This window comes from Escherichia sp. MOD1-EC7011 (genome assembly GCF_002965005.1).
GTDB lineage: Bacteria > Pseudomonadota > Gammaproteobacteria > Enterobacterales > Enterobacteriaceae > Escherichia > Escherichia ruysiae.
Genome location: NZ_PTRD01000019.1, coordinates 94,439 through 115,689 on the forward strand (window position 1 = coordinate 94,439; position 21,251 = coordinate 115,689).

General features: G+C 52.3%; 23 protein-coding genes and 3 tRNA genes. 10 read left to right on the top strand and 16 right to left on the bottom strand.

All coding sequences use genetic code 11. From position 1 onward, the window contains the following. Window positions 1-17: 17 nt before the first annotated feature. Entirely contained in the window at window positions 18-986 is a 969-nt protein-coding gene (gene serB / locus A7098_RS09180; RefSeq protein WP_001132952.1) for a phosphoserine phosphatase, read from the bottom strand. 105 nt (window positions 987-1,091) lie between these two features. On the opposite strand from serB, the gene A7098_RS09185 reads away from it, so the two are divergent. The 3 genes from A7098_RS09185 to A7098_RS09195 are packed head-to-tail and all read left to right on the top strand — an operon-like array spanning window position 1,092 to window position 3,075. Continuing rightward, a complete protein-coding gene (locus A7098_RS09185) occupies window positions 1,092-1,736 on the top strand; it encodes a YtjB family periplasmic protein (RefSeq protein ID WP_105280693.1) in 645 nt (214 codons plus the stop codon). Between the two features lie 27 nt (window positions 1,737-1,763). Beyond that, window positions 1,764-2,780: a lipoate--protein ligase LplA gene (gene lplA / locus A7098_RS09190; RefSeq protein WP_105280694.1), complete on the top strand. Its 1,017-nt coding sequence runs from the start codon at window positions 1,764-1,766 to the stop codon at window positions 2,778-2,780. A 31-nt stretch (window positions 2,781-2,811) separates the two neighbouring features. Beyond that, window positions 2,812-3,075, top strand: a complete 264-nt coding sequence (locus tag A7098_RS09195; protein WP_000999212.1) for a helix-turn-helix domain-containing protein — start codon at window positions 2,812-2,814, stop codon at window positions 3,073-3,075. 148 nt (window positions 3,076-3,223) lie between these two features. Here the strand turns inward: A7098_RS09195 and deoD are convergent, their stop codons facing one another. The 4 genes from deoD to deoC all read right to left on the bottom strand — a co-directional run bounded on the left by deoD (window position 3,224) and on the right by deoC (window position 7,639). Further along, on the bottom strand, window positions 3,224-3,943 hold the full coding sequence (deoD, locus tag A7098_RS09200) for a purine-nucleoside phosphorylase (RefSeq protein ID WP_000224879.1): 720 nt from the start codon (window positions 3,941-3,943) through the stop codon (window positions 3,224-3,226). Between the two features lie 79 nt (window positions 3,944-4,022). Further along, the gene (gene deoB, locus A7098_RS09205) at window positions 4,023-5,246 is read right to left on the bottom strand and encodes a phosphopentomutase (RefSeq protein WP_033549597.1); all 1,224 of its coding nucleotides are present in this window, start codon (window positions 5,244-5,246) and stop codon (window positions 4,023-4,025) included. A gap of 51 nt (window positions 5,247-5,297) precedes the next feature. Continuing rightward, window positions 5,298-6,620 carry a thymidine phosphorylase gene (gene deoA, locus A7098_RS09210; RefSeq protein ID WP_000477816.1) on the bottom strand — a complete coding sequence of 441 codons (1,323 nt, stop codon included), beginning with the start codon at window positions 6,618-6,620 and terminating at the stop codon, window positions 5,298-5,300. A gap of 239 nt (window positions 6,621-6,859) precedes the next feature. Continuing rightward, window positions 6,860-7,639 (bottom strand): deoxyribose-phosphate aldolase, encoded by a 780-nt coding sequence (deoC, locus tag A7098_RS09215; RefSeq protein WP_001298497.1) that lies wholly within the window; start codon window positions 7,637-7,639, stop codon window positions 6,860-6,862. 257 nt (window positions 7,640-7,896) lie between these two features. Here deoC and A7098_RS09220 point away from each other — a divergent pair, with 257 nt between their 5' ends. Further along, window positions 7,897-9,447 carry a YjjI family glycine radical enzyme gene (locus tag A7098_RS09220; RefSeq protein ID WP_032224330.1) on the top strand — a complete coding sequence of 517 codons (1,551 nt, stop codon included), beginning with the start codon at window positions 7,897-7,899 and terminating at the stop codon, window positions 9,445-9,447. Then, entirely contained in the window at window positions 9,419-10,282 is an 864-nt protein-coding gene (locus A7098_RS09225; protein WP_001088440.1) for a YjjW family glycine radical enzyme activase, read from the top strand. Before A7098_RS09220 ends, A7098_RS09225 begins: the two co-directional genes overlap by 29 nt. A 114-nt stretch (window positions 10,283-10,396) precedes the next feature. Here A7098_RS09225 and A7098_RS09230 read toward each other — a convergent pair whose 3' ends face one another. From A7098_RS09230 to holD, 8 genes are all read right to left on the bottom strand, one after another. Next, window positions 10,397-11,185 (bottom strand): metal-dependent hydrolase, encoded by a 789-nt coding sequence (locus A7098_RS09230; RefSeq protein ID WP_085460292.1) that lies wholly within the window; start codon window positions 11,183-11,185, stop codon window positions 10,397-10,399. Beyond that, a complete protein-coding gene (locus tag A7098_RS09235; RefSeq protein ID WP_010345506.1) occupies window positions 11,182-12,255 on the bottom strand; it encodes a patatin family protein in 1,074 nt (357 codons plus the stop codon). Before A7098_RS09235 ends, A7098_RS09230 begins: the two co-directional genes overlap by 4 nt. Window positions 12,256-12,376: 121 nt before the next feature. Beyond that, complete coding sequence (locus A7098_RS09240; RefSeq protein WP_000490275.1) at window positions 12,377-12,538, bottom strand: DUF1328 domain-containing protein; 162 nt, start codon at window positions 12,536-12,538, stop codon at window positions 12,377-12,379. Between the two features lie 115 nt (window positions 12,539-12,653). Next, on the bottom strand, window positions 12,654-13,259 hold the full coding sequence (osmY, locus tag A7098_RS09245) for a molecular chaperone OsmY (RefSeq protein ID WP_032224325.1): 606 nt from the start codon (window positions 13,257-13,259) through the stop codon (window positions 12,654-12,656). A gap of 402 nt (window positions 13,260-13,661) precedes the next feature. Then, the gene (prfC, locus tag A7098_RS09250; RefSeq protein ID WP_000175941.1) at window positions 13,662-15,251 is read right to left on the bottom strand and encodes a peptide chain release factor 3; all 1,590 of its coding nucleotides are present in this window, start codon (window positions 15,249-15,251) and stop codon (window positions 13,662-13,664) included. A 90-nt stretch (window positions 15,252-15,341) separates the two neighbouring features. Further along, the gene (gene yjjG / locus A7098_RS09255) at window positions 15,342-16,019 is read right to left on the bottom strand and encodes a pyrimidine 5'-nucleotidase (RefSeq protein ID WP_000870704.1); all 678 of its coding nucleotides are present in this window, start codon (window positions 16,017-16,019) and stop codon (window positions 15,342-15,344) included. A 14-nt stretch (window positions 16,020-16,033) separates the two neighbouring features. Beyond that, complete coding sequence (gene rimI, locus A7098_RS09260; RefSeq protein ID WP_001092448.1) at window positions 16,034-16,480, bottom strand: ribosomal protein S18-alanine N-acetyltransferase; 447 nt, start codon at window positions 16,478-16,480, stop codon at window positions 16,034-16,036. Next, window positions 16,449-16,862, bottom strand: coding sequence for a DNA polymerase III subunit psi (gene holD / locus A7098_RS09265; protein WP_000204010.1), 414 nt, complete (start codon window positions 16,860-16,862; stop codon window positions 16,449-16,451). Before holD ends, rimI begins: the two co-directional genes overlap by 32 nt. 102 nt (window positions 16,863-16,964) lie before the next feature. Between holD and rsmC the strand changes: the two genes are divergently transcribed. The 4 genes from rsmC (at window position 16,965) to A7098_RS09285 (ending at window position 18,618) form a co-directional block, all read left to right on the top strand. After that, window positions 16,965-17,996: a 16S rRNA (guanine(1207)-N(2))-methyltransferase RsmC gene (rsmC, locus tag A7098_RS09270; protein ID WP_001272352.1), complete on the top strand. Its 1,032-nt coding sequence runs from the start codon at window positions 16,965-16,967 to the stop codon at window positions 17,994-17,996. A 300-nt stretch (window positions 17,997-18,296) separates the two neighbouring features. Next, window positions 18,297-18,383 (top strand) — tRNA-Leu (locus tag A7098_RS09275). Window positions 18,384-18,411: 28 nt separating this feature from the next. Further along, window positions 18,412-18,498 (top strand) — tRNA-Leu (locus tag A7098_RS09280). 33 nt (window positions 18,499-18,531) lie between these two features. After that, window positions 18,532-18,618: transfer RNA gene (locus A7098_RS09285), tRNA-Leu, on the top strand. Window positions 18,619-18,656: 38 nt separating this feature from the next. Here the strand turns inward: A7098_RS09285 and A7098_RS09290 are convergent. Continuing rightward, complete coding sequence (locus A7098_RS09290; RefSeq protein WP_000941740.1) at window positions 18,657-18,893, bottom strand: DUF1435 domain-containing protein; 237 nt, start codon at window positions 18,891-18,893, stop codon at window positions 18,657-18,659. Window positions 18,894-19,033: 140 nt separating this feature from the next. On the opposite strand from A7098_RS09290, the gene fhuF reads away from it, so the two are divergent. Beyond that, window positions 19,034-19,822 carry a siderophore-iron reductase FhuF gene (gene fhuF / locus A7098_RS09295; protein ID WP_032227059.1) on the top strand — a complete coding sequence of 263 codons (789 nt, stop codon included), beginning with the start codon at window positions 19,034-19,036 and terminating at the stop codon, window positions 19,820-19,822. Window positions 19,823-19,858: 36 nt separating this feature from the next. Here the strand turns inward: fhuF and bglJ are convergent, their stop codons facing one another. Further along, the gene (gene bglJ / locus A7098_RS09300) at window positions 19,859-20,536 is read right to left on the bottom strand and encodes a DNA-binding transcriptional activator BglJ (protein ID WP_105280695.1); all 678 of its coding nucleotides are present in this window, start codon (window positions 20,534-20,536) and stop codon (window positions 19,859-19,861) included. After that, window positions 20,494-21,219: a response regulator transcription factor gene (locus A7098_RS09305; protein ID WP_000936647.1), complete on the bottom strand. Its 726-nt coding sequence runs from the start codon at window positions 21,217-21,219 to the stop codon at window positions 20,494-20,496. Before A7098_RS09305 ends, bglJ begins: the two co-directional genes overlap by 43 nt. Window positions 21,220-21,251: the final 32 nt, after the last annotated feature.

Sequence of the window (21,251 nt, forward strand, 5' to 3'; positions counted from 1 at the left end):
GGATGACGGGCGTGCAATTACTTCTGATTCAGGCTGCCGGAGAGGATGCAGAACACCCCCATCAGGTCAGCGTGACGGATGGTGACTTCCGTCTTTTCATTCACTTTTGGCTTGGCATGGTAGGCAATCCCCAGCCCTGCCGCTTTGATCATCGGCAGGTCGTTGGCACCATCGCCAATCGCCACGGTCTGCGCCAGCGGGATTTCATACTCCTGTGCCAGTCGGGTCAGGGTATTAGCTTTGTACTGCGCGTCTACGATGTCGCCGATCACATTGCCGGTAAATTTACCGTCCATGATCTCCAGTTCATTAGCTACCACGGCGGTCAGGCGCAGCTTGTCGCGCAGGTATTCGGCAAAGAAGGTGAAGCCGCCGGAGGCAATCGCCACTTTCCAGCCCAGCGTTTCCAGTTTGAGTACCAGCTGCGTTAAGCCTGGCATCAGCGGCAGATTTTCACGTACCTGAAGCAAAATGTTCGCGTCAGCGCCTTTCAGCGTCGCCACGCGACTGCGCAGGCTGGCGGTAAAATCAAGTTCTCCACGCATCGCCCGTTCTGTCACTTCCGCCACCATCTCGCCCGTTCCGGCCAGTTTGGCAATTTCATCAATACATTCAATCTGGATAGCGGTGGAGTCCATGTCCATCACCAGCAAACCCGGCGTGCGCAGGTGCGGAATTTTCCCCAACGGCGCAACATCCAGTTGTGCTTCATGCGCCAGGCGCGTAGCCCGCGCGGTGAGCGAACCAGCCAGACGAATCACCTGATAATCTTCCACACACCAGGCGGCAACAATCACCATCGCCGCGCCCAGTTTGCTCTGGTACTGGGTCAGTCGTTGTTTATCCAGCCCACGACCATACAGCAGCCAGCCGCTACGACCTGCGTGGTAATCCAGTGGCATCACTTCATCACCACTTAATGAAAGAGGCAGACCCGGCCATAAAGAGACATCTTCAGGCAGGTCGCACCAGGTAATGTTAGGCATTAAGGCTCCTGTAAAATCGTTCGAAGCAGGGAAAATAACGCATGAGGCTACCTTGTATCCATTGCTTCTGGCAACATTAAGTCTCAAATTTTCAAAGGGTGGAAGATGGCTCGCACAAAACTGAAATTCCGGCTGCATCGGGCAGTGATTGTCCTGTTCTGCCTCGCCTTGTTAGTGGCGCTGATGCAGGGGGCGTCATGGTTTAGTCAAAACCACCAGCGACAGCGTAATCCACAGCTGGAAGAACTGGCCCGCACCCTGGCGCGTCAGGTGACGCTGAACGTTGCACCGCTGATGCGTACCGACTCACCGGATGAAAAACGCATTCAGGCGATCCTCGATCAGTTAACGGATGAAAGCCGCATCCTCGACGCGGGTGTGTATGACGAACAAGGCGATCTTATCGCACGTTCTGGCGAAAGCGTCGAAGTGCGCGACCGGCTGGCGCTCGACGGTAAAAAAGCAGGCGGCTATTTTAACCAGCAGATTGTCGAACCAATTGCGGGGAAAAACGGCCCGCTCGGCTACCTGCGGCTGACGCTCGACACCCATACGCTCGCCACCGAAGCCAAACAGGTGGATAACACCACTAACATTTTACGCCTGATGTTGCTGCTCTCACTGGCAATCGGCGTAGTGCTGACCCGCACGCTGCTACAGGGTAAACGTACGCGCTGGCAGCAATCTCCCTTCCTGTTAACCGCCAGCAAACCGGTGCCGGAAGAGGAAGAAAGCGAGAAAAAAGAGTGACCCATTACTACAAGAAAGGAAATCGTTATGTCCACATTACGCCTGCTCATCTCTGACTCTTACGACCCGTGGTTTAACCTGGCGGTGGAGGAATGTATTTTTCGCCAGATGCCAGCCACGCAGCGCGTTCTTTTTCTCTGGCGCAATGCCGACACCGTGGTGATTGGTCGCGCGCAGAACCCGTGGAAAGAGTGTAATACCCGGCGGATGGAAGAAGATAACGTCCGCCTGGCGCGGCGCAGTAGCGGTGGCGGCGCGGTGTTCCACGATCTCGGCAATACCTGTTTTACCTTTATGGCTGGCAAGCCGGAGTACGATAAAACCATCTCCACATCGATTGTGCTCAATGCGCTGAACGCGCTCGGCGTCAGCGCCGAAGCGTCTGGACGTAACGATCTGGTGGTGAAAACCGCCGAAGGCGACCGCAAAGTATCAGGCTCGGCCTATCGCGAAACCAAAGATCGTGGCTTCCACCACGGCACCTTGCTGCTCAATGCCGACCTCAGCCGCCTGGCAAACTATCTCAACCCGGATAAAAAGAAACTGGCAGCGAAAGGCATTACCTCAGTGCGTTCCCGCGTGACCAACCTCACCGAATTGCTACCGGGAATTACCCATGAGCAGGTTTGCGAGGCCATAACCGAGGCCTTTTTCGCCCATTATGGCGAGAGCGTGGAAGCGGAAATCATCTCCCCGGACAAAACGCCAGACTTGCCAAATTTCGCTGAAACCTTTGCCCGCCAGAGTAGCTGGGAGTGGAACTTCGGTCAGGCTCCTGCATTTTCGCATCTGCTGGATGAACGCTTCACCTGGGGCGGCGTGGAACTGCACTTCGACGTTGAAAAAGGCCATATCACCCGCACCCAGGTGTTTACCGATAGCCTCAACCCCGCACCGCTGGAAGCTCTCGCCGGACGACTGCAAGGCTGCCTGTACCGCGCGGATATGCTGCAACAGGAATGCGAAGCTCTGTTGGTTGACTTCCCTGAACAGGAAAAAGAGCTACGGGAATTGTCGGCGTGGATGGCGGGGGCAGTGCGGTAACTTGCTGAGTAAAATACCAAAGGAAGCGAATATGAACGATATGGAAAAGCAGAAACGGGAGATTATCAACTTAATGTTCAGCCAGCGTATTTCCTGGCTAGCCGCTGTGCGTATCATGCATAAATTATCGCTTGCTGAATTAAGTAAAATGTTAGGTATCTCGATTAACTCTCTAAAACGGATAGAAAAGACGGAGCGGCTTAGCTCAAACATCAAAAACAAAATGGCAGGAATTTATGGTTGTCCACCAGAGTTGCTGATATGCCCTTCATGGATGACGGCTGAACATACATGAATAGATACTTGAATGGATTTTATTTTCTATCCACATGAAAAATAATAGTAAATCTATAAATCAGTCGCTATTAATGAATAGATACTAAAAAGCCGGAGCAGTCTCCCGCTCCGGCTTAACACGACGTTCGCCTTTCAGCGAAACACAATTACTCTTTATCGCCCAGCAGAACGGATTCCAGTGCGATTTTGATCATGTCGTTGAAGGTGGTCTGACGCTCAGCGGCAGTGGTCTGCTCGTGAGTGCGGATGTGGTCAGACACGGTGCAGATGGTCAGGGCTTTCGCGCCAAATTCTGCAGCGACGCCGTAGATACCAGCCGCTTCCATTTCCACGCCGAGGATGCCGTATTTTTCCATCACGTCGAACATTTCGCCGTCCGGAGAGTAGAACAGGTCAGCGGAGAACAGGTTACCAACGCGAGCATCAACGCCCAGTGCTTTAGCCGCGTCTACCGCGTTACGCACCATGTCAAAGTCAGCGATAGCAGCAAAGTCATGGTCTTTAAAACGGATGCGGTTAACTTTGGAATCGGTGCAGGCACCCATACCGATAACTACGTCACGCAGTTTTACGTGCGGCAGAACAGCGCCACAGGAACCCACGCGGATGATTTTTTTCACGCCGAAATCGGTGATCAGCTCTTTGGTGTAGATGGAGCAGGACGGGATCCCCATACCGTGACCCATTACGGAAATTTTGCGGCCTTTGTAAGTACCGGTGAAGCCCAGCATACCGCGAACGTTGTTCACTTCACGGGCATCTTCAAGGAAAGTTTCAGCAATATACTTCGCACGCAGCGGGTCGCCTGGCATCAAAACTACGTCAGCGAAATCGCCCATTTCTGCATTAATGTGTGGGGTAGCCATTGTTTTATCCTTATCAACATGTTTTCACCCTCTCCCTGTGGGAGAGGGGCGGGGTGAGGGCATCAAGCCGCACCCATTATCAGAACATGGCTTTGCCATATTCCATATCAGAAGTGCCAAAATATTTTGCCAGAGTCTGACCGATATCCGCGAAGGTTTCACGGTGCCCCAGCGAACCCGGTTTTACTTTCGGGCCGTACACCAGTACCGGAATGTGTTCACGGGTGTGGTCAGTACCAGTCCAGGTTGGGTCGCAACCGTGGTCAGCGGTGAGGATCAGGATATCGTCATCGCGCAGCAGTGACATCAGCTCCGGCAGACGGCGGTCGAACAGTTCCAGACCCGCAGCATAACCCGCGACGTCACGACGGTGCCCCCAGGAAGAGTCGAAGTCAACGAAGTTGGTGAAGACGATGGTGTTATCACCTGCTTCCTTCATCTCTTTAATGGTGGCGTCAAACAGCGCGTCCAGACCGGTCGCTTTCACTTTTTTGGTGATACCGCAGTTAGCGTAGATGTCTGCAATTTTACCGACAGAAACCACCTGGCCGTGTTTTTCATCAACCAGTTTCTGCAACACAGTTGGTGCTGGCGGTTCAACAGCCAGATCGTGACGGTTGCCGGTACGCTGGAAGTTACCGGCTTTGTCGCCGATAAACGGACGGGCGATAACGCGACCGATGTTGTAGCCGCCGTTGGTCAGCTCTTCACGGGCGATTTCGCACAGTTCGTAGAGTTTATCCAGGCCAAAGGTTTCTTCATGGCAGGCAATCTGGAACACGGAGTCAGCGGAGGTATAGAAAATCGGCTTGCCGGTTTTCATGTGCTCTTCGCCCAGTTGATCCAGGATGACCGTACCGGAAGAGTGGCAGTTACCCAGGTAACCCGGCAGATTAGCGCGTTCGACCAGTTTATCCAGCAGTTCTTGCGGGAAGCTGTTTTCATGATCGGAGAAGTATCCCCACTCAAACAGAACCGGTACACCGGCGATTTCCCAGTGACCAGACGGGGTATCTTTACCGGATGACATTTCGTGCGCCCATGCGTACGCGCCGATAACTTCAGCGTTGCCGTCCATTCCTGCCGGAATGAAACCGGTAGAACCTTCGTGTGCTTTCGCCAGCCCCAGACGGGTCAGATTTGGCAGATTCAGTGACCCTTTACGACCATTATCAGCTTCGCCTTTAGCACAAGCTTCTGCGATATGACCCAGGGTGTCAGCCCCGACGTCACCAAAGCGTTCTGCATCTTCTGTAGCGCCGATGCCGAATGAGTCCAGCACCATAATAAATGCACGTTTCATATGTTCTCCGTACTCAGTGCTTCAAATTTAAATGATCAGATCAGTATACAATTATTCACTGATACGACGATAGACGGTTGGTGTGCTTTCTGGTGCTTTATCGGCAAGTTTAATTGCCGCTTTCACCGCTTTCGCCGCTTCCTGCCAGCTGTTTTCGTCTTTCGCGTGGACAACCGCCAGCGGACGCTGACCGTCTACCTGGTCGCCCAGACGCGCCATATCAGTAAAGCCGACGCTGTAATCGATGGTGTCAGATGCCTGACGGCGACCGCCGCCCATTGCAACCACTGCCATCCCCAGCGCGCGGGTATCCATTTCACTGACAAAACCTTCGGTATCAGCATAGACTGCTTTCGTCAGCATCGCTGTCGGCAGATACTTCGCGTAGTTCTCAACGAAGTCGGTTGGGCCTTTTTGTGCCGCCACCATACGACCAAAGACTTCTGCCGCTTTACCGTTGTCCAGCACCGCCTGCAATTTCGCGCGCGCTTCAGCGTCATCTTTCGCCAGTTTGCCGGAGATAAGCATCTCCACGCACAGTGCCATTGTGACATCAAACAGACGCGGGTTACGGTATTCACCGGTCAGGAACTGCACCGCTTCACGCACTTCAACCGCGTTACCGGCACTGGAGGCCAACACCTGATTCATGTCGGTGAGCAGCGCAGTGGTGCGCACGCCAGCGCCATTTGCCACGCCAACAATCGCTTCGGCAAGGGCTTCAGAGAGTTCGTAGGTCGGCATAAACGCGCCGCTACCGACTTTCACGTCCATCACCAACGCATCCAGCCCTTCCGCCAGTTTCTTAGCCAGAATAGAGGCAGTGATCAGCGGGATGGAGTCCACGGTTGCGGTGATATCACGGGTTGCGTAGAAACGTTTATCCGCCGGAGCCAGTGAGCTGGTCTGGCCGATAATCGCCACGCCAACATCTTTAATGATTTCGCGGAAACGGTTGTCATCCGGGAAGATATCGAAGCCAGGGATTGATTCCAGTTTGTCGAGCGTACCGCCAGTATGACCGAGGCCGCGACCGGAGATCATCGGAATATAGCCGCCGCAGGCAGCGACCATTGGCCCTAACATCAGCGAAGTCACATCGCCGACGCCGCCGGTGGAGTGTTTATCAACAATCGGGCCATTCAGATGCAGGCTTTTCCAGTCGAGAACGGTTCCTGAATCTCGCATCGCCATCGTCAGCGAGACACGCTCCGGCATTGTCATATCGTGGAAGAAAATGGTCATCGCGAGGGCGGCAATTTGCCCTTCGGAGATAGTATTGTCGCGAATGCCGTTGATAAAGAAACGAATTTCTTCATCGCTCAGCGCATGACCATCACGTTTTTTACGAATAATTTCTTGTGCGAGAAACAAGGTAACCTCCCGTGGAATAAGTTTGAAGGCGTTGTTGCCAGATGGCGGATGTTGTTATTGCCTGATGCTGACCGCTTCTTATCATGCCTACACGGCACTCGCCCCGTAGGCCGGATAAGGCGTTCGCGCCGCATCCGGCATCACTGCTGACAGCCTGATGCAACGCTGACGCGTCTTATCAGGCCTGCAGGGGCACCCGACCCGTAGCATCCGGCATCCGCCCTCTGGCAAAAGGCAGCTTAGTAGCTGCTGGCGCTCTTACCGTCGCCGTGGCCCAGAGCTTTCAGCAGGCTTGCCAGCAGGCTGGAAGCGCCAAAGCGATAGTGACGTGCATCTGCCCAGTCAGCACCGAACAGTTCATCTGCAATCGCGAGATATTTCTGTGCATCTTCCGCAGTACGCACGCCACCCGCCGGTTTGAAACCAACGGTTTTTTCTACGCCCATGTCGCGGATGACTTCCATCATGATGCGCGCGCTTTCAGGCGTCGCATTCACCGCGACTTTACCGGTAGAGGTTTTGATAAAGTCAGCGCCCGCTTTGATGGAGATTTCAGATGCTTTGCGGATCAGAGCTTCGTCTTTCAGTTCACCGGTTTCGATGATCACTTTCAGCAGCACATTCGCCGCTGCACAAGCCTCTTTACAGGCTTTCACCAGGTCAAAACCAACCTGCTCGTTACCCGCCATCAGCGCACGGTACGGGAACACCACGTCAACTTCATCGGCACCGTAGGCGATTGCCGCACGGGTTTCTGCCAGTGCGATGTCAATGTCGTCGTTACCGTGTGGGAAGTTAGTTACCGTAGCAATACGGATTTCCGGGGTGCCCTGCTCTTTCAGAGTCTTGCGAGCAATCGGGATAAAGCGAGGATAGATGCAGATAGCGGCGGTATTGCCGACCGGAGTTTTAGCCTGATGACACAGGGCGATCACTTTCTCGTCAGTGTCGTCGTCATTCAGAGTGGTCAGGTCCATCAATTTCAGTGCACGCAGGCTGCTTGCTTTCAGATCAGTCATTTCATTCTCCTGGCTTGTCGCCAATAAAATTCACCTTGCGAGTTTGTTAGTATTCTAACATCGACTCCGCAACACACTTCGATATACATCACAATTAAGAAAATCTACTTACAAATTTGCATTATGGTAATGCTATCTGGATCAAATAATTCACTTTCAAATGAATGCGCCAGTGGTGGCAAACGCATCAGGATCAAAGTGAACATCACGAAACCTCTTACAATGGCGCATCACCTTCGGCATAAAAGGAAAAGAAGATGCCCACTTCTCATGAAATGGCACTGCAACAACGTTGCCAGCAAATTGTCACCAGTCCGGTACTTAGCCCGGAGCAGAAGCGCCATTTTCTGGCGCTGGAAGCAGAAAACAATCTGCCTTACCCACAGCTTCCTGCCGAAGCCCGCCGCGCGCTGGATGAAGGCGTAATCTGCGATATGTTTGAAGGTCATGCGCCGTACAAACCGCGCTATGTCTTACCCGATTACGCCCGTTTTCTGGCGAACGGTTCTGAATGGCTGGAGCTGGAAGGCGCGAAAGATCTTGATGATGCGCTCTCCCTGCTGACCATTCTTTATCACCATGTCCCGTCAGTCACATCAATGCCGGTCTACCTGGGGCAACTGGATGCGTTGTTGCAACCGTATGTTAAAATTCTAACACAAGACGAAATCGATATTCGAATAAAACGTTTCTGGCGTTATCTCGACAGAACCCTGCCAGACGCTTTTATGCATGCCAATATCGGCCCGTCCGATTCCCCCATCACCCGTGCAATTTTACGCGCAGATGCTGAGCTGAAGCAGGTTTCTCCAAATCTGACCTTTATCTACGATCCTGAAATCACCCCTGATGATCTGCTGCTGGAAGTGGCAAAAAACATTTGTGAATGTAGCAAACCGCACATCGCCAACGGTCCGGTGCATGATAAAATTTTCACAAAAGGGGGCTACGGGATCGTGAGCTGTTACAACTCACTGCCGCTGGCTGGCGGTGGCAGCACGCTAGTACGCCTTAACCTGAAAGCCATTGCAGAGCGCAGTGAATCGCTGGATGACTTCTTTACGCGCACTCTACCGCACTACTGCCAGCAGCAGATCGCCATCATCGATGCGCGATGTGAATTTCTCTATCAACAATCACACTTCTTTGAGAATAGCTTCCTGGTCAAAGAAGGGTTGATTGATCCTGAACGTTTTGTGCCGATGTTTGGCATGTACGGGCTGGCGGAAGCGGTTAACTTGCTGTGCGAGAAAGAAGGGATTGCCGCGCGCTACGGTAAAGAAGCCGCCGCAAATGAAGTCGGTTATCGCATCAGCGCGCAACTGGCGGAGTTTGTCGCCAATACTCCCGTGAAATATGGCTGGCAAAAACGCGCCATGTTACACGCACAGTCGGGGATCAGTTCCGATATCGGCACCACGCCGGGGGCGCGATTGCCGTATGGCGATGAGCCAGATCCAATCACCCATCTGCAAACCGTCGCCCCGCATCATGCATATTATTACTCTGGGATCAGCGACATTCTGACGCTCGACGAAACCATCAAGCGTAATCCACAGGCGCTGGTACAGCTTTGCCTCGGTGCCTTTAAAGCCGGAATGCGTGAATTTACCGCCAATGTCAGCGGTAACGATCTGGTTCGCGTTACCGGTTATATGGTGCGTTTGTCGGATTTAGAAAAATATCGTGCCGAAGGTTCACGTACCAACACAACATGGCTGGGCGAAGAAGCTGCACGTAACACTCGTATTCTGGAACGCCAGCCGCGCGTGATAAGCCATGAACAGCAGATGCGCTTTAGTCAGTAAGATTATCCCCTTCTCCTGCGTTGACGGGCCAGGCAGTCGTCTGGCTCTGTTTTTACAAGGGTGCAATCTGCGCTGCAAAAACTGTCACAATCCGTGGACGATGGGGCGCTGTAATAATTGCGCGGAATGCGTGCCACAGTGTCCGCATCAGGCGTTGCAGATTGTTGACAGCAAAGTGGTGTGGAACGTTGCAGTCTGCGAGCAGTGCGATACCTGCCTGAAGATGTGCCCGCAGAATGCCACGCCGATGGCGCAAACCATGAGCGTGGACGAGGTGCTTAGTCATATCCGCAAAGCGGTGTTGTTTATTGAAGGGATAACGGTGAGCGGTGGCGAAGCCACGACCCAACTGCCGTTTGTGGTGGCGCTGTTTACTGCTATCAAAAATGATCCACAATTGCGCCATCTCACCTGTCTGGTGGACAGCAACGGCATGTTGAGCGAAACCGGCTGGGAAAAATTGCTTCCGGTGTGCGATGGCGCAATGCTCGATCTCAAAGCGTGGGGGAGCGAATGTCATCAACAGTTAACCGGACGCGATAATCAACAGATTAAGCGCAGCATCAGTTTGCTTGCAGAGCGCGGCAAGCTGGCAGAACTGCGTTTACTGGTAATCCCCAATCAGGTGGATTATTTGCAACACATTGAAGAACTGGCGGCGTTTATCAAGGGACTTGGCGATGTTCCGGTACGCTTGAACGCGTTTCATGCCCACGGCGTATATGGCGAAGCGCAAAGCTGGGCGAGCGCCACACCGGAAGACGTTGAGCAGTTGGCTGGTGCGTTACGGGAGCGCGGGGTAAGTCGATTGATATTTCCGGCGCTGTATTTGTGACATGCCAGAGATGTCGCAAAACTCAACATCAAGCACAATCAGTCCCCTCGCCCCTCTGGGGAGAGGGTTAGGGTGAGGGGAACAAGCAGCACCATTGTTCACTTACGGACGGCCTTACCAGCCATCGGGCACGTTAAACAACGCATACGTGTTATTAAGCAACACGTCGGCAATCTCATCTGCGGGTTCCGGGCGTAACTCGCACAGTACGGCAAATACCCGGGCAGCCTGCTCCGGGCGGTTGGGCTGCCCCTGAAAACCATTTAGCGGCATATCCGGCGCGTCGGTTTCCAGCAACAACGACGCCAGCGGTAATTTTGCGATGACATCGCGGGTTTTACTGGCGCGCGGATAGGTGATAGTTCCACCAACGCCAATTTTGTAGCCCAGTTGCACAAACCGCTCGGCCTGTTGCTGGCTGCCAGAAAAACCATGAACCACGCCAGCACGCGGCAAATTGTGGCGTTTAAGATGCATCGCCAGTTTGTCATGCGTGCGCCGTGAATGAAGGATCACCGGCAGATCGTAGCGTTTCGCCAGCTTAAGTTGTTCGTCGAGCAACCACTGCTGGCGATCAAATTGTGGATCGTCGCCAAAGAGATCCAGGCCTACCTCCCCTACCGCCACCACCTTCGGCGAGCGCCTTTCCAGTGCCTGCTGTAACTGCTCCAGCGACGCATCGCAATGTTTTTCCAACATCCCCGGATGCAACCCTAAGGCGGCATACAGCGGTTGATAATTTTCCGCTAACGCCTGCACGCGGGCAAAATTTGCCGCCTCAGTTGCCGGAACAATGATCTTGCCTACGCCCGCTTGTGCCGCGCGTTGCAGGCTGGCCTCTTCATCACCGCTAAACGGCGGAAAATCAAAATGGCAGTGGGTGTCGATAAAACGGCAAATCAAGCCAGATCCTCGTTGTTAAATGTCGGGTCATTCGCCTGCGGGGCGTCTATCACCTCGGTAACCAGCGTATCGTTGGCGACTGGCGCTGGCGGAATGACGATCGGTTCCGGCATCGCCACAGGCACCAGATGGCGAGTGAACGGTGCTTTTTCGGTTAGCATTTTACCGACCGTAGCCAGGAAATAGCGACCGCATAAACGCCCAAGTTTATAGTCATCACGTAGCGCCGGAAGCCGACTGCCAAGCGCGATGCTATGCAGCGGCTTCGGCGGATAAATTTCGAAAATGCGTAGCTTGCCTGGCGGTTTCTCAATAAATTGCTGGATGGCACGATAGCTGGTTTCATGATGCTGCACCAGATTGACCAGCGGTTGTAGGCTACTGTCACCCAGCCAACGTTCCATACGTTTAAACCACTGCGGCGTATAGTACATTTGCGACGGCACGGTGCGGATTACCACCAGCGTTTTCGCCCCCTGTCTTGCCGCTTCTTTAACCGGAATCGCATCGCTGACGCCACCATCAAAATAGTTAATCCCATCAAGTGAAACCCCGGTGCGATAAAAACCTGGAATAGCACTGGAGGCGCGAATCAAATCCAGCCAGTTTTGTTTGGTTGGTAAAAAGTAATTTGGTGTGTAGTCATCCTGACGACAGGCACACATATAAAACGATTTGCCGCTATCGAACAACCGCGCGGCGGTATCCATCTGCAACGGCATCTGGCGTGCAGTCGCTTCCACCAGCCAGTCGAGATCGATAAGATTTCCTCCACGGACAAAGCGCACTGGATCGAAAAATTCGCGCTTTGTGGTATAGCGCATGATAACTTTACGCGCGTAACCGGGCTGATTACAAATATACGCCGAAAGGTTCTGCGCCCCGGCGGACGTGCCAAAATAGAGATCGAAAGGATTAAACTGCGCGCGCATAAACTCATCCAGCACGCCAGCCGTAAAGATTCCACGCTGCCCGCCGCCTTCGCACACCAACGCAATTCGTCCAGGCTGGAACGGCCTTAGCGACAACGGCGCAATATTACCAAGCGTTACAGGTATTCGCTGCCCCACCTCTGCCTTCCTGTTTTTGTTGTGAAAGAATGACAAAGTAACGCAATTTATTATTCGCTAAAACCGCAAAAGCCAGTCCGCTGGACTGGCTTTGTATAAAATTTTCTTAATCGTCTGAAATCTAGGGTCGTTTTCGGCCCATGAACAAACTCACCAGGAACAGAATAATCCCGACGACAAAGACAATTTTTGCAGCACCCGCTGCAGTACCGGCCAGACCACCAAACCCAAGAGCGGCGGCGATTAACGCGATAACCAGAAATATGATGCCCCAACGAAACATAAGCCTCTCCTTTACCATAGTTAATGTCACCGCTTGATATTCACTCAATGCGATATTTTTAGTGTGGTGCACATCGCGCCTCCCGACAAAGTTCGGGAGGACGAATTACGACGAATTACTTAGTTTTCAGATCATTTTTAACGCTTTTCACACCATCTACCGCTTTGGCGATACTTTCAGCACGGTCGCTCTGTGCCTGAGAATCTACGGTTCCGGAGAGCTGAACCACGCCATCGGTGGTTTCAACTTTCACTTTACGTGAAGGAACAATGTCGTCCGCCAGCAGTTTGGCTTTGATTTCACTGGTGGTGGCGGTGTCACCGGCGTAACCCTTCACGGAGCTTTCTTTAGCGTCGCGAACGTGCAGTTTGTCGCTGACGGAGGTCACGCCTTCAACGCCTTTCGCCACTTTCACTGCCTCTTCGGCCTGTGCCTGGCTTTCAACAAATCCGCTTAAAGTCACGACTTTTTGATCGGTTTTGACAGAGATATCAGTGCTCTTGATATTTTCATGATCCACCAGAGCCGCCTTCACTTTCGCTGTGATGGCGCTGTCATCCATGAAATTACCGACTTTATTCATAGAGCTATCGACTTTTTGCCCTGCGCTTTCATTGGTGGTCTGCGCGTTGTTTTCCGCGTAGGCAGAACCGGTCGCGACGGCAGAGGTCAGCATTACAGCCAGCAGAGTTTTCGAAATCTTCAGTCTTGTCATAGTCATCGATTTATTCCTGTATATTTGCTCGTAATTTGAGCCAGGCAACACGAGGTTGCATTGCTGAATAGGGAGAGACTTCACCCTCGACAGAAGTCAATGGTCGCCATCAAAAAAGCGATAGGTGATGAATAACGACCGTTACAACTTCTTAATCAGTTATTAATATCAATCGAATGACAGTTAACGGTTTTAAATACTGTTACCTACTCACATAACGGTATTTAAAGCCGACACAAATGTCATTGCTTTGTTAAATATAGATCACAATTTTGAAACCGCCCGCCATATCGGCTAAAAAGCGAGCAAGCATAAGCGAAAGCGAATGTTTTAAGAACATTCCGCAAGCGGCTAATAAGGAAGGGAAATTGACAGGGCGCAGCGGCTGCCGCGCCCTGGAGGCAAGAATTAATGCTCGCGGGTCTGGTGGAATTGAACGTCCGGATAACGCTCTTGCGCTAAGCGTAGGTTAACCATGCTGGTGGCGATGTAAGCGAGGTTATCGCCGCCATCGAGCGCCAGTTGACCTTCGTTCTTACGCTTGAACTCTTCGAATTTCTTTGCGTCCGCGCATTCTACCCAGCGGGCGGTGGCAACGTTGACTGACTCATACACTGCTTCAACGTTGTATTCGCTCTTCAGGCGCGATACCACCACATCAAACTGCAGCACACCAACCGCACCGACGATCAGGTCGTTATTGGAGATCGGACGGAACACTTGCACTGCGCCCTCTTCAGAAAGCTGTACCAGCCCTTTGAGCAGCTGTTTTTGCTTCAGCGGATCTTTCAGACGTATACGACGGAACAGTTCCGGTGCGAAGTTCGGAATACCGGTGAACTTCATCATCTCACCCTGGGTAAAGGTGTCGCCGATCTGAATGGTGCCGTGGTTGTGCAGACCGAGGATATCGCCCGGATAAGCCTCTTCAACGTGCGAACGGTCACCCGCCATAAAGGTCAGCGCGTCAGAGATCACCACGTCTTTCGCGGTGCGCACCTGGCGCAGCTTCATGCCTTTTTCATATTTACCGGATACCACGCGCATAAACGCCACACGGTCACGGTGTTTCGGGTCCATGTTGGCCTGAATTTTAAATACGAAGCCGGTAAATTTGTCTTCGCTCGCTTCTACGGTACGGGTGTCAGTCTGACGCGGCATCGGCGCAGGTGCCCACTCCACCAAGCCATCCAGCATATGATCGACGCCGAAGTTACCCAGCGCAGTACCGAAGAATACCGGAGTAATTTCGCCCGCAAGGAACAATTCTTTGTCGAACTCGTTAGAGGCGCCTTTCACCAGCTCCAGTTCGTCACGCAGCTGCTGTGCCAGATCTTCTCCAACCGCAGCGTCGAGATCCGGGTTGTTCAGCCCTTTAACAATGCGTACTTCCTGAATGGTGTGACCTTTACCGCTCTGGTAGAGATAGGTTTCATCTTTATACAGGTGATAAACGCCTTTAAACAGCTTGCCGCAGCCAATCGGCCAGGTGATCGGCGCACAGCCGATTTTCAGCTCGTTCTCAACTTCATCGAGCAGTTCCATCGGGTCGCGGATATCACGGTCAAGTTTGTTCATAAAGGTGAGGATCGGCGTATCGCGCAGACGGGTAACTTCCATCAGCTTGCGGGTACGATCTTCAACACCTTTTGCAGCGTCGATAACCATCAGGCAGCAGTCCACCGCCGTCAGGGTACGATAGGTATCTTCCGAGAAGTCTTCGTGCCCCGGGGTGTCAAGCAGGTTAACCAGGCAGTCGTGATACGGAAACTGCATCACAGACGTGGTAATGGAGATCCCACGCTGCTTTTCCATCTCCATCCAGTCCGACTTGGCGTGCTGATTAGAGCCACGGCCTTTTACTGTACCGGCGGTCTGAATGGCCTGTCCGAACAGCAGCACCTTCTCGGTGATGGTGGTTTTACCGGCGTCCGGGTGAGAAATTATGGCAAAGGTGCGGCGCTTCGCCACCTCTTGCAAATAAGGAGACAACGTCATAATTCTTTCTTCTTGAGTAAGCGGCATCGCGCCGCGCTTGTTGAAAACGAAAAATTGCGGCTATTTTACCCATCAACGGGGGGGAGGCAATCAGTGTTTACACAGGAGTTGCTCCAGTTCGTGCAACGAAGAAACGGTCCAGGTGGGCGCAATGCCTTCTGGTTGCTCGCGATTGTGCGCATTCAGCCAGCAGGTAGCAAGCCCGGCGTTGATGCCACCGAGAATATCGGACTCAGCAGTGTCACCAACCATTAGCACGCGTGAACGGTCAGGATTGCCCGCCTGTTCCAGCGCATAATCGAAAATTTTCTTATTCGGTTTGGCAACGCCAACTTCTTCGGAAATCACCAGCAAATCGAAATAATCACGCAAACCCGTTCGTTCCAGACGCACTTGCTGCAAGGCACTAAAACCGTTGGTGATGATGCCGATTTTGGCATTGCCGCGAATGGCGTTAAGCAGGGAAACCGCGCCAGGCAGCGGTGTGCAGATTTCCGCCATCGCATTAATAAAGGCAGCGTTGAGTTTACCCGGCTCGACGTTCAGCCGTTCGGCCCAGCTTTCAAAACGCCCGTGCTGGAGCTGTAATGAAGTGATCGCGCCGTTTTGATAATCCACCCACAGTGGTTTGTTAACGGCCTGATAGTCCTGAAAATCTTCAGCGGTAAAGGTGACGCTGTAGTCAAGGAACATCCGCTGCAGGCCGGTGAACGAGTCAAAAGTAAACAACGTTTCATCGGCATCAAAGAAAATCCAGTCCCACTTCATTATTCCACCTTGTCTTACATACTGATTGGCAACGCCATGATGATGGCGTCTTCGCGACCGTCCGTGGTGGGGTAGTAATTGCGGCGAATCGTCGCCTCGTTAAAGCCTAAACTTTCGTACAGAGCAATGGCGGCGGCGTTAGAGGCACGGACTTCCAGCCATAGCGTCGCCACGCCGCGTTTTTCCAGCTCGTCGATCAGATGTTCCAGCAGCGCCCTTCCCAGTCCCTGACGCTGATAGTCGGGATCGACCGCAATATTGAACAATGTAGCTTCATCCAGCACCACTTGCGTAATCGCAAACGCAGCCATTTTGCCGTCTTGTGTCAACTGAAAGTTGAGATAGCGTTCGCCCTGGTTGCTGGCAAAGGTTTTTTCACTCCACGGAAAGGCGTGGGCGCGTTGTTCAATGTGGAAAGCCGCAGGTAAATCAGTCGTTTCGAGGGAAGAAATCGTGTTCATATGTGCAAATTTGTTGCCATAACGCGGCGCGTGCCGTTGGGTTTGCCCGTAATTCGGTGAGCGCCGGTGATGTCACCTGAGCACCCTCCAGTGACAGCGGTTCGTCAGTACCCAACCGCCAACTGTTGCATCGACTGCCTTGCGGCAGCATCGCGATCCTATCTGGCGTCAGTTGCAGCACCTGATCGGGGCTGACGGTTAATGCGCGCAGAACATCGCTCACCAGAGGATCGGTCAGGGCGGGAAGATCGTTTGCCACCATCACCAGACGGACGTGTGCCGGGATCGCAATGGCAATCTCCCCCTGCAACGCGCCAGGGCGACGCAGCGACCACTGGGTAATGCCCAGCTGCTGTAACTGCCAGTCTCGTCGGGATGTCATAGCGAATCGCTCCTGTTGTCAGGGGCGCAAATATAGCAAATTCGTCGATACCGCGCCAACATATGGCTATAATCGCCGCCAGTATCAATTGAGGAGCATTCCATGTCTGCATTTACCCCGGCAAGTGAAGTCTTGCTGCGCCACAGTGATGATTTCGAACAAAGCCGTATTCTGTTTGCCGGTGACTTACAGGATGACCTGCCCGCGCGTTTAGATACCGCGACCAGTCGTGCTCATACCCAGCAATTCCACCACTGGCAGGTGTTAAGCCGCCAGATGGGTGATAACGCCCGTTTTAGTCTGGTCGCCACGGCGGATGACATCGCAGATTGCGATACGCTGATTTACTACTGGCCGAAGAACAAACCGGAAGCTCAGTTCCAGTTGATGAATTTACTTTCTCTGCTGCCAGTGGGCACTGACATTTTCGTCGTTGGCGAAAACCGTAGCGGCGTGCGCAGCGCCGAGCAAATGCTGGCAGATTATGCGCCATTGAATAAGGTAGACAGCGCCCGTCGCTGCGGCCTCTATTTTGGTCGTCTGGAAAAACAGCCGGTATTTGATGCCGATAAATTCTGGGGCGAATACAGCGTCGATGGCCTGACGGTCAAAACGCTGCCTGGCGTGTTTAGCCGCGACGGTCTGGATGTCGGTAGCCAGTTGCTGCTCTCGACGTTAACCCCGCACACGAAAGGTAAAGTGCTGGATGTTGGCTGCGGTGCGGGCGTGCTTTCAGTTGCCTTTGCGCGCCATTCACCGAAGATTCGCCTCACTCTGTGCGATGTTTCTGCACCAGCGGTAGAAGCCAGCCGCGCAACGCTTGCTGCTAACGGTGTTGAAGGTGAAGTCTTTGCCAGCAACGTCTTTTCTGAGGTGAAAGGTCGTTTTGATATGATCATCTCCAACCCGCCGTTCCACGATGGGATGCAAACCAGCCTGGATGCCGCGCAAACGCTGATTCGCGGCGCGGTGCGTCATCTTAATAGCGGCGGCGAGCTGCGAATTGTAGCGAACGCCTTCCTGCCTTATCCGGACGTGCTGGATGAGACATTTGGCTTCCACGAAGTTATCGCGCAAACCGGGCGTTTCAAGGTGTATCGCGCCATTATGACCCGCCAGGCGAAGAAAGGTTAAGTCTCTCGCCGCAAGCCTTGTTGGATGCGGCGTGAACGCCTTATCCAACCTACAAAAACTGCACATTAGCCCTTCATAGGCCAGATAAGACGCGCCAGCGTCGCATCTGGCATCTGCACCCACATACCATGTCGGATGCGGCGTGAACGCCTTATCCGACATACAAAACCTGCACGTTAGCCTCCTGATGACCATTTTTCCAGCAATTACACATCAGGCGATAATTAACTATTGACGAAAAGCTGAAAACCACTAGAATGCGCCTCCGTGGTAGCAATTCTTTTTAAGAATTGATGGTATGCGAAGGTGGCGGAATTGGTAGACGCGCTAGCTTCAGGTGTTAGTGTCCTTACGGACGTGGGGGTTCAAGTCCCCCCCCTCGCACCAAAAACCACGTTGATATTGCTCGCACTGGGCGAAGGTGGCGGAATTGGTAGACGCGCTAGCTTCAGGTGTTAGTGTTCTTACGGACGTGGGGGTTCAAGTCCCCCCCCTCGCACCAAACGAGGCGATATCAAAAAAGTAAGATGACTGTGCGAAGGTGGCGGAATTGGTAGACGCGCTAGCTTCAGGTGTTAGTGTCCTTACGGACGTGGGGGTTCAAGTCCCCCCCCTCGCACCAATTATCTTTACTTCTTCTCTTGTTTCTTCCCTGCTTTTTCATCCCTGATTCCACTTTATTATCATTAACATGACGCCAGAAATAAGCGCCAGGCACGATGGTAGTAAAACGTAATGCCGTAACTGTTTGTGATATAGCATCAGCGGCGTCAACACTAATCCCATCAGAATGACAATCCGCCACTGATCCGGCGATAAATCCGCATACGTCATCCCTGCAATCAGCAATCCCGGCAGCAACACTCCCCAGCCGCTGCCCAGCATACGTTGCAACATGGTTTAATCTCTCAAAGCGATAATGATAACCAATATCATATGATAATTTTTATCATTTGCAAGCCAGAGAAATCCCTTGCTATCGGGCAAACCTATCGCTAGGATTAGCAATCATTATCATTTAGATTACTATCACGATTATGGCCTATCGTTCTGCACCGCTCTATGAAGATGTTATCTGGCGAACGCATCTCCAGCCGCAGGATGCTGGGCTTGCGGAATCAGTACGGGCGACGATCGCAGAACATCGTGAACATTTGCTGGAGTTTATCCGTCTGGATGAACCCGCCCCGCTTAACGCCATGACACTGGCGCAATGGTCATCACCGAATGCGCTACGTTCTCTACTGGCGGTCTATTCCGATCATATCTACCGTAATCAACCGATGATGATCCGTGAGAACAAACCGCTGATCTCACTCTGGGCGCAATGGTATATCGGCCTGATGGTGCCCCCCTTAATGCTGGCGCTGCTGACGCAGGAAAAAGCGTTAGACCTTTCCCCAGAACATTTCCACGTTGAGTTTCACGAAACCGGGCGCGCAGCCTGTTTCTGGGTCGATGTATGTGAAGATAAAAACGCAACAACGCATTCTCCACAACAACGAATGGAAACGTTAATCAGCCAGGCGCTTGTCCCGGTAGTGCAGGCATTAGAAGCAACTGGAGAGATCAACGGCAAACTCATCTGGAGTAATACCGGTTATTTGATCAACTGGTATCTGACAGAGATGAAGCAGTTGCTCGGCGAGGCAGCGGTTGAATCGCTGCGTCATGCCCTGTTTTTTGAGAAAACGCTCACTACAGGTGAAGATAATCCACTCTGGCGTACAGTAGTGCTACGCGATGGTCTGCTGGTACGCCGTACCTGCTGCCAGCGTTATCGCCTACCGGATGTGCAGCAATGTGGTGACTGTACGCTGAAATAAAAACTTTGCCGGGACGATAACCCGGCATTAAGCATATTAAAAGGGATGCAACACGTTACTTGTTTCGCAATGCCGCATACATAACAGAATATCTGCGGCCTCCAACAACCCCGCATCAGAACTGACGCCCAGTTTCGACATCACATTAAATTTATGCGCCCGGATCGTTTTAATATTGCGTTTAAGCTGCTCGGCAATTTGTGTCATTGAGTAGCCACGCGACATAAAACGCAATATTTCTCTCTCCGTTGGGCTTAACGTCCGGCTTTGGTTAATATACCACTGATTATTCAGCCGAGCGGTCGCCTGACGCACACCATTTAATGACAGAAACAACTCCTGATGAAAAACTTCCAGCGTCGATGCTTTACTTAATACTCCGTCCAGCGGAGATGGAGATAATGAACCGATCAACCGTGCTTCAATATCATCATCTGCAATAACCAAACGTCGGGTACGCGGAAATTTAATCGCCAGTTCAGTCAGGCAAGATAATCCTTCTCTGCGCTCACTTCTCATGGCAGAAAAAGAAAAAATGACCGCCGCGAACGAGATCCGCGACATTGCATTCTGAAACGACTCCTGACTGGTATAGGTGTGGAGCTTATAAGGGTTACCCGCAAACTTTCTGAATAAACTCTCAATACCGATACTGCTCATGACGCATTTTTCTACGAGTGCGACATTTCTCTTCTTAATTCGGCTGTGTTCCATTCTGCGGCATCTCCATAAACAGAAGGCAAGTTAAGTTCTCTTGCACCCTGTGCGCTATTTATCCATGCATACATCTCAGCATTGCTGTGAATTGCCAGCCGACGCATCGCACTGTTTTTTTGTGCGCTGATAGTTTTATTACTTTTCTTGAGCAATGAAGCTATCTGGTTGATGCCCCATCCTTTGCCTAACAGCCGCAGTACCTTACGCTCTGAAAGCGTCAGAACGACGGTGCGATAGCTAAAATCCTGAGTTTCAGCCATTGTCGGAGAGGTCAGCATCGCGCTGATACGATCCGCATACGCATTACCGGAACGAACGGTTTTAACCAGATTCTCAATGGGTTCAATATCCGACAGTAACGTCGCTGTTGGACACATTAGCAGTTCTACTGCCGGGGAGTACCAGGCACGCGAAACCATGAAAACCCAATGTATTTCCCGGTATTGTGAGATCAATGAATAGTAATGTTCACAAACGGAACGCGGGTCTTCCGTTTCGCCGGATAAATCGGCAACCACTAACCCAGCACGACGTAATTGTAATAAGGTTAACTCCTCCGCAGAGGCGCTACTCGTTATTTCATATTCAGGTAGATGGGTCCTCATGACCTCTTTTAATCCTGCCTGCATAACGGGTATTTTACTGATAACAATTCCATTTTTGCAGCATCCTGGCAACATATATCCTCCATATCCACTCTCTATAAATCATG

Coding starts and splice junctions, on each gene's coding strand:
- serB (WP_001132952.1), bottom strand. CDS start 986: ATGCCTAACATTACCTGGTGCGACCTGCCTGAAGATGTCTCTTTATGG.
- A7098_RS09185 (WP_105280693.1), top strand. CDS start 1,092: ATGGCTCGCACAAAACTGAAATTCCGGCTGCATCGGGCAGTGATTGTC.
- lplA (WP_105280694.1), top strand. CDS start 1,764: ATGTCCACATTACGCCTGCTCATCTCTGACTCTTACGACCCGTGGTTT.
- A7098_RS09195 (WP_000999212.1), top strand. CDS start 2,812: ATGAACGATATGGAAAAGCAGAAACGGGAGATTATCAACTTAATGTTC.
- deoD (WP_000224879.1), bottom strand. CDS start 3,943: ATGGCTACCCCACACATTAATGCAGAAATGGGCGATTTCGCTGACGTA.
- deoB (WP_033549597.1), bottom strand. CDS start 5,246: ATGAAACGTGCATTTATTATGGTGCTGGACTCATTCGGCATCGGCGCT.
- deoC (WP_001298497.1), bottom strand. CDS start 7,639: ATGACTGATCTGAAAGCAAGCAGCCTGCGTGCACTGAAATTGATGGAC.
- A7098_RS09220 (WP_032224330.1), top strand. CDS start 7,897: ATGCCCACTTCTCATGAAATGGCACTGCAACAACGTTGCCAGCAAATT.
- A7098_RS09225 (WP_001088440.1), top strand. CDS start 9,419: ATGAACAGCAGATGCGCTTTAGTCAGTAAGATTATCCCCTTCTCCTGC.
- A7098_RS09240 (WP_000490275.1), bottom strand. CDS start 12,538: ATGTTTCGTTGGGGCATCATATTTCTGGTTATCGCGTTAATCGCCGCC.
- osmY (WP_032224325.1), bottom strand. CDS start 13,259: ATGACTATGACAAGACTGAAGATTTCGAAAACTCTGCTGGCTGTAATG.
- prfC (WP_000175941.1), bottom strand. CDS start 15,251: ATGACGTTGTCTCCTTATTTGCAAGAGGTGGCGAAGCGCCGCACCTTT.
- yjjG (WP_000870704.1), bottom strand. CDS start 16,019: ATGAAGTGGGACTGGATTTTCTTTGATGCCGATGAAACGTTGTTTACT.
- rimI (WP_001092448.1), bottom strand. CDS start 16,480: ATGAACACGATTTCTTCCCTCGAAACGACTGATTTACCTGCGGCTTTC.
- holD (WP_000204010.1), bottom strand. CDS start 16,862: ATGACATCCCGACGAGACTGGCAGTTACAGCAGCTGGGCATTACCCAG.
- rsmC (WP_001272352.1), top strand. CDS start 16,965: ATGTCTGCATTTACCCCGGCAAGTGAAGTCTTGCTGCGCCACAGTGAT.
- A7098_RS09290 (WP_000941740.1), bottom strand. CDS start 18,893: ATGTTGCAACGTATGCTGGGCAGCGGCTGGGGAGTGTTGCTGCCGGGA.
- fhuF (WP_032227059.1), top strand. CDS start 19,034: ATGGCCTATCGTTCTGCACCGCTCTATGAAGATGTTATCTGGCGAACG.
- bglJ (WP_105280695.1), bottom strand. CDS start 20,536: ATGGAACACAGCCGAATTAAGAAGAGAAATGTCGCACTCGTAGAAAAA.
- A7098_RS09305 (WP_000936647.1), bottom strand. CDS start 21,219: ATGTTGCCAGGATGCTGCAAAAATGGAATTGTTATCAGTAAAATACCC.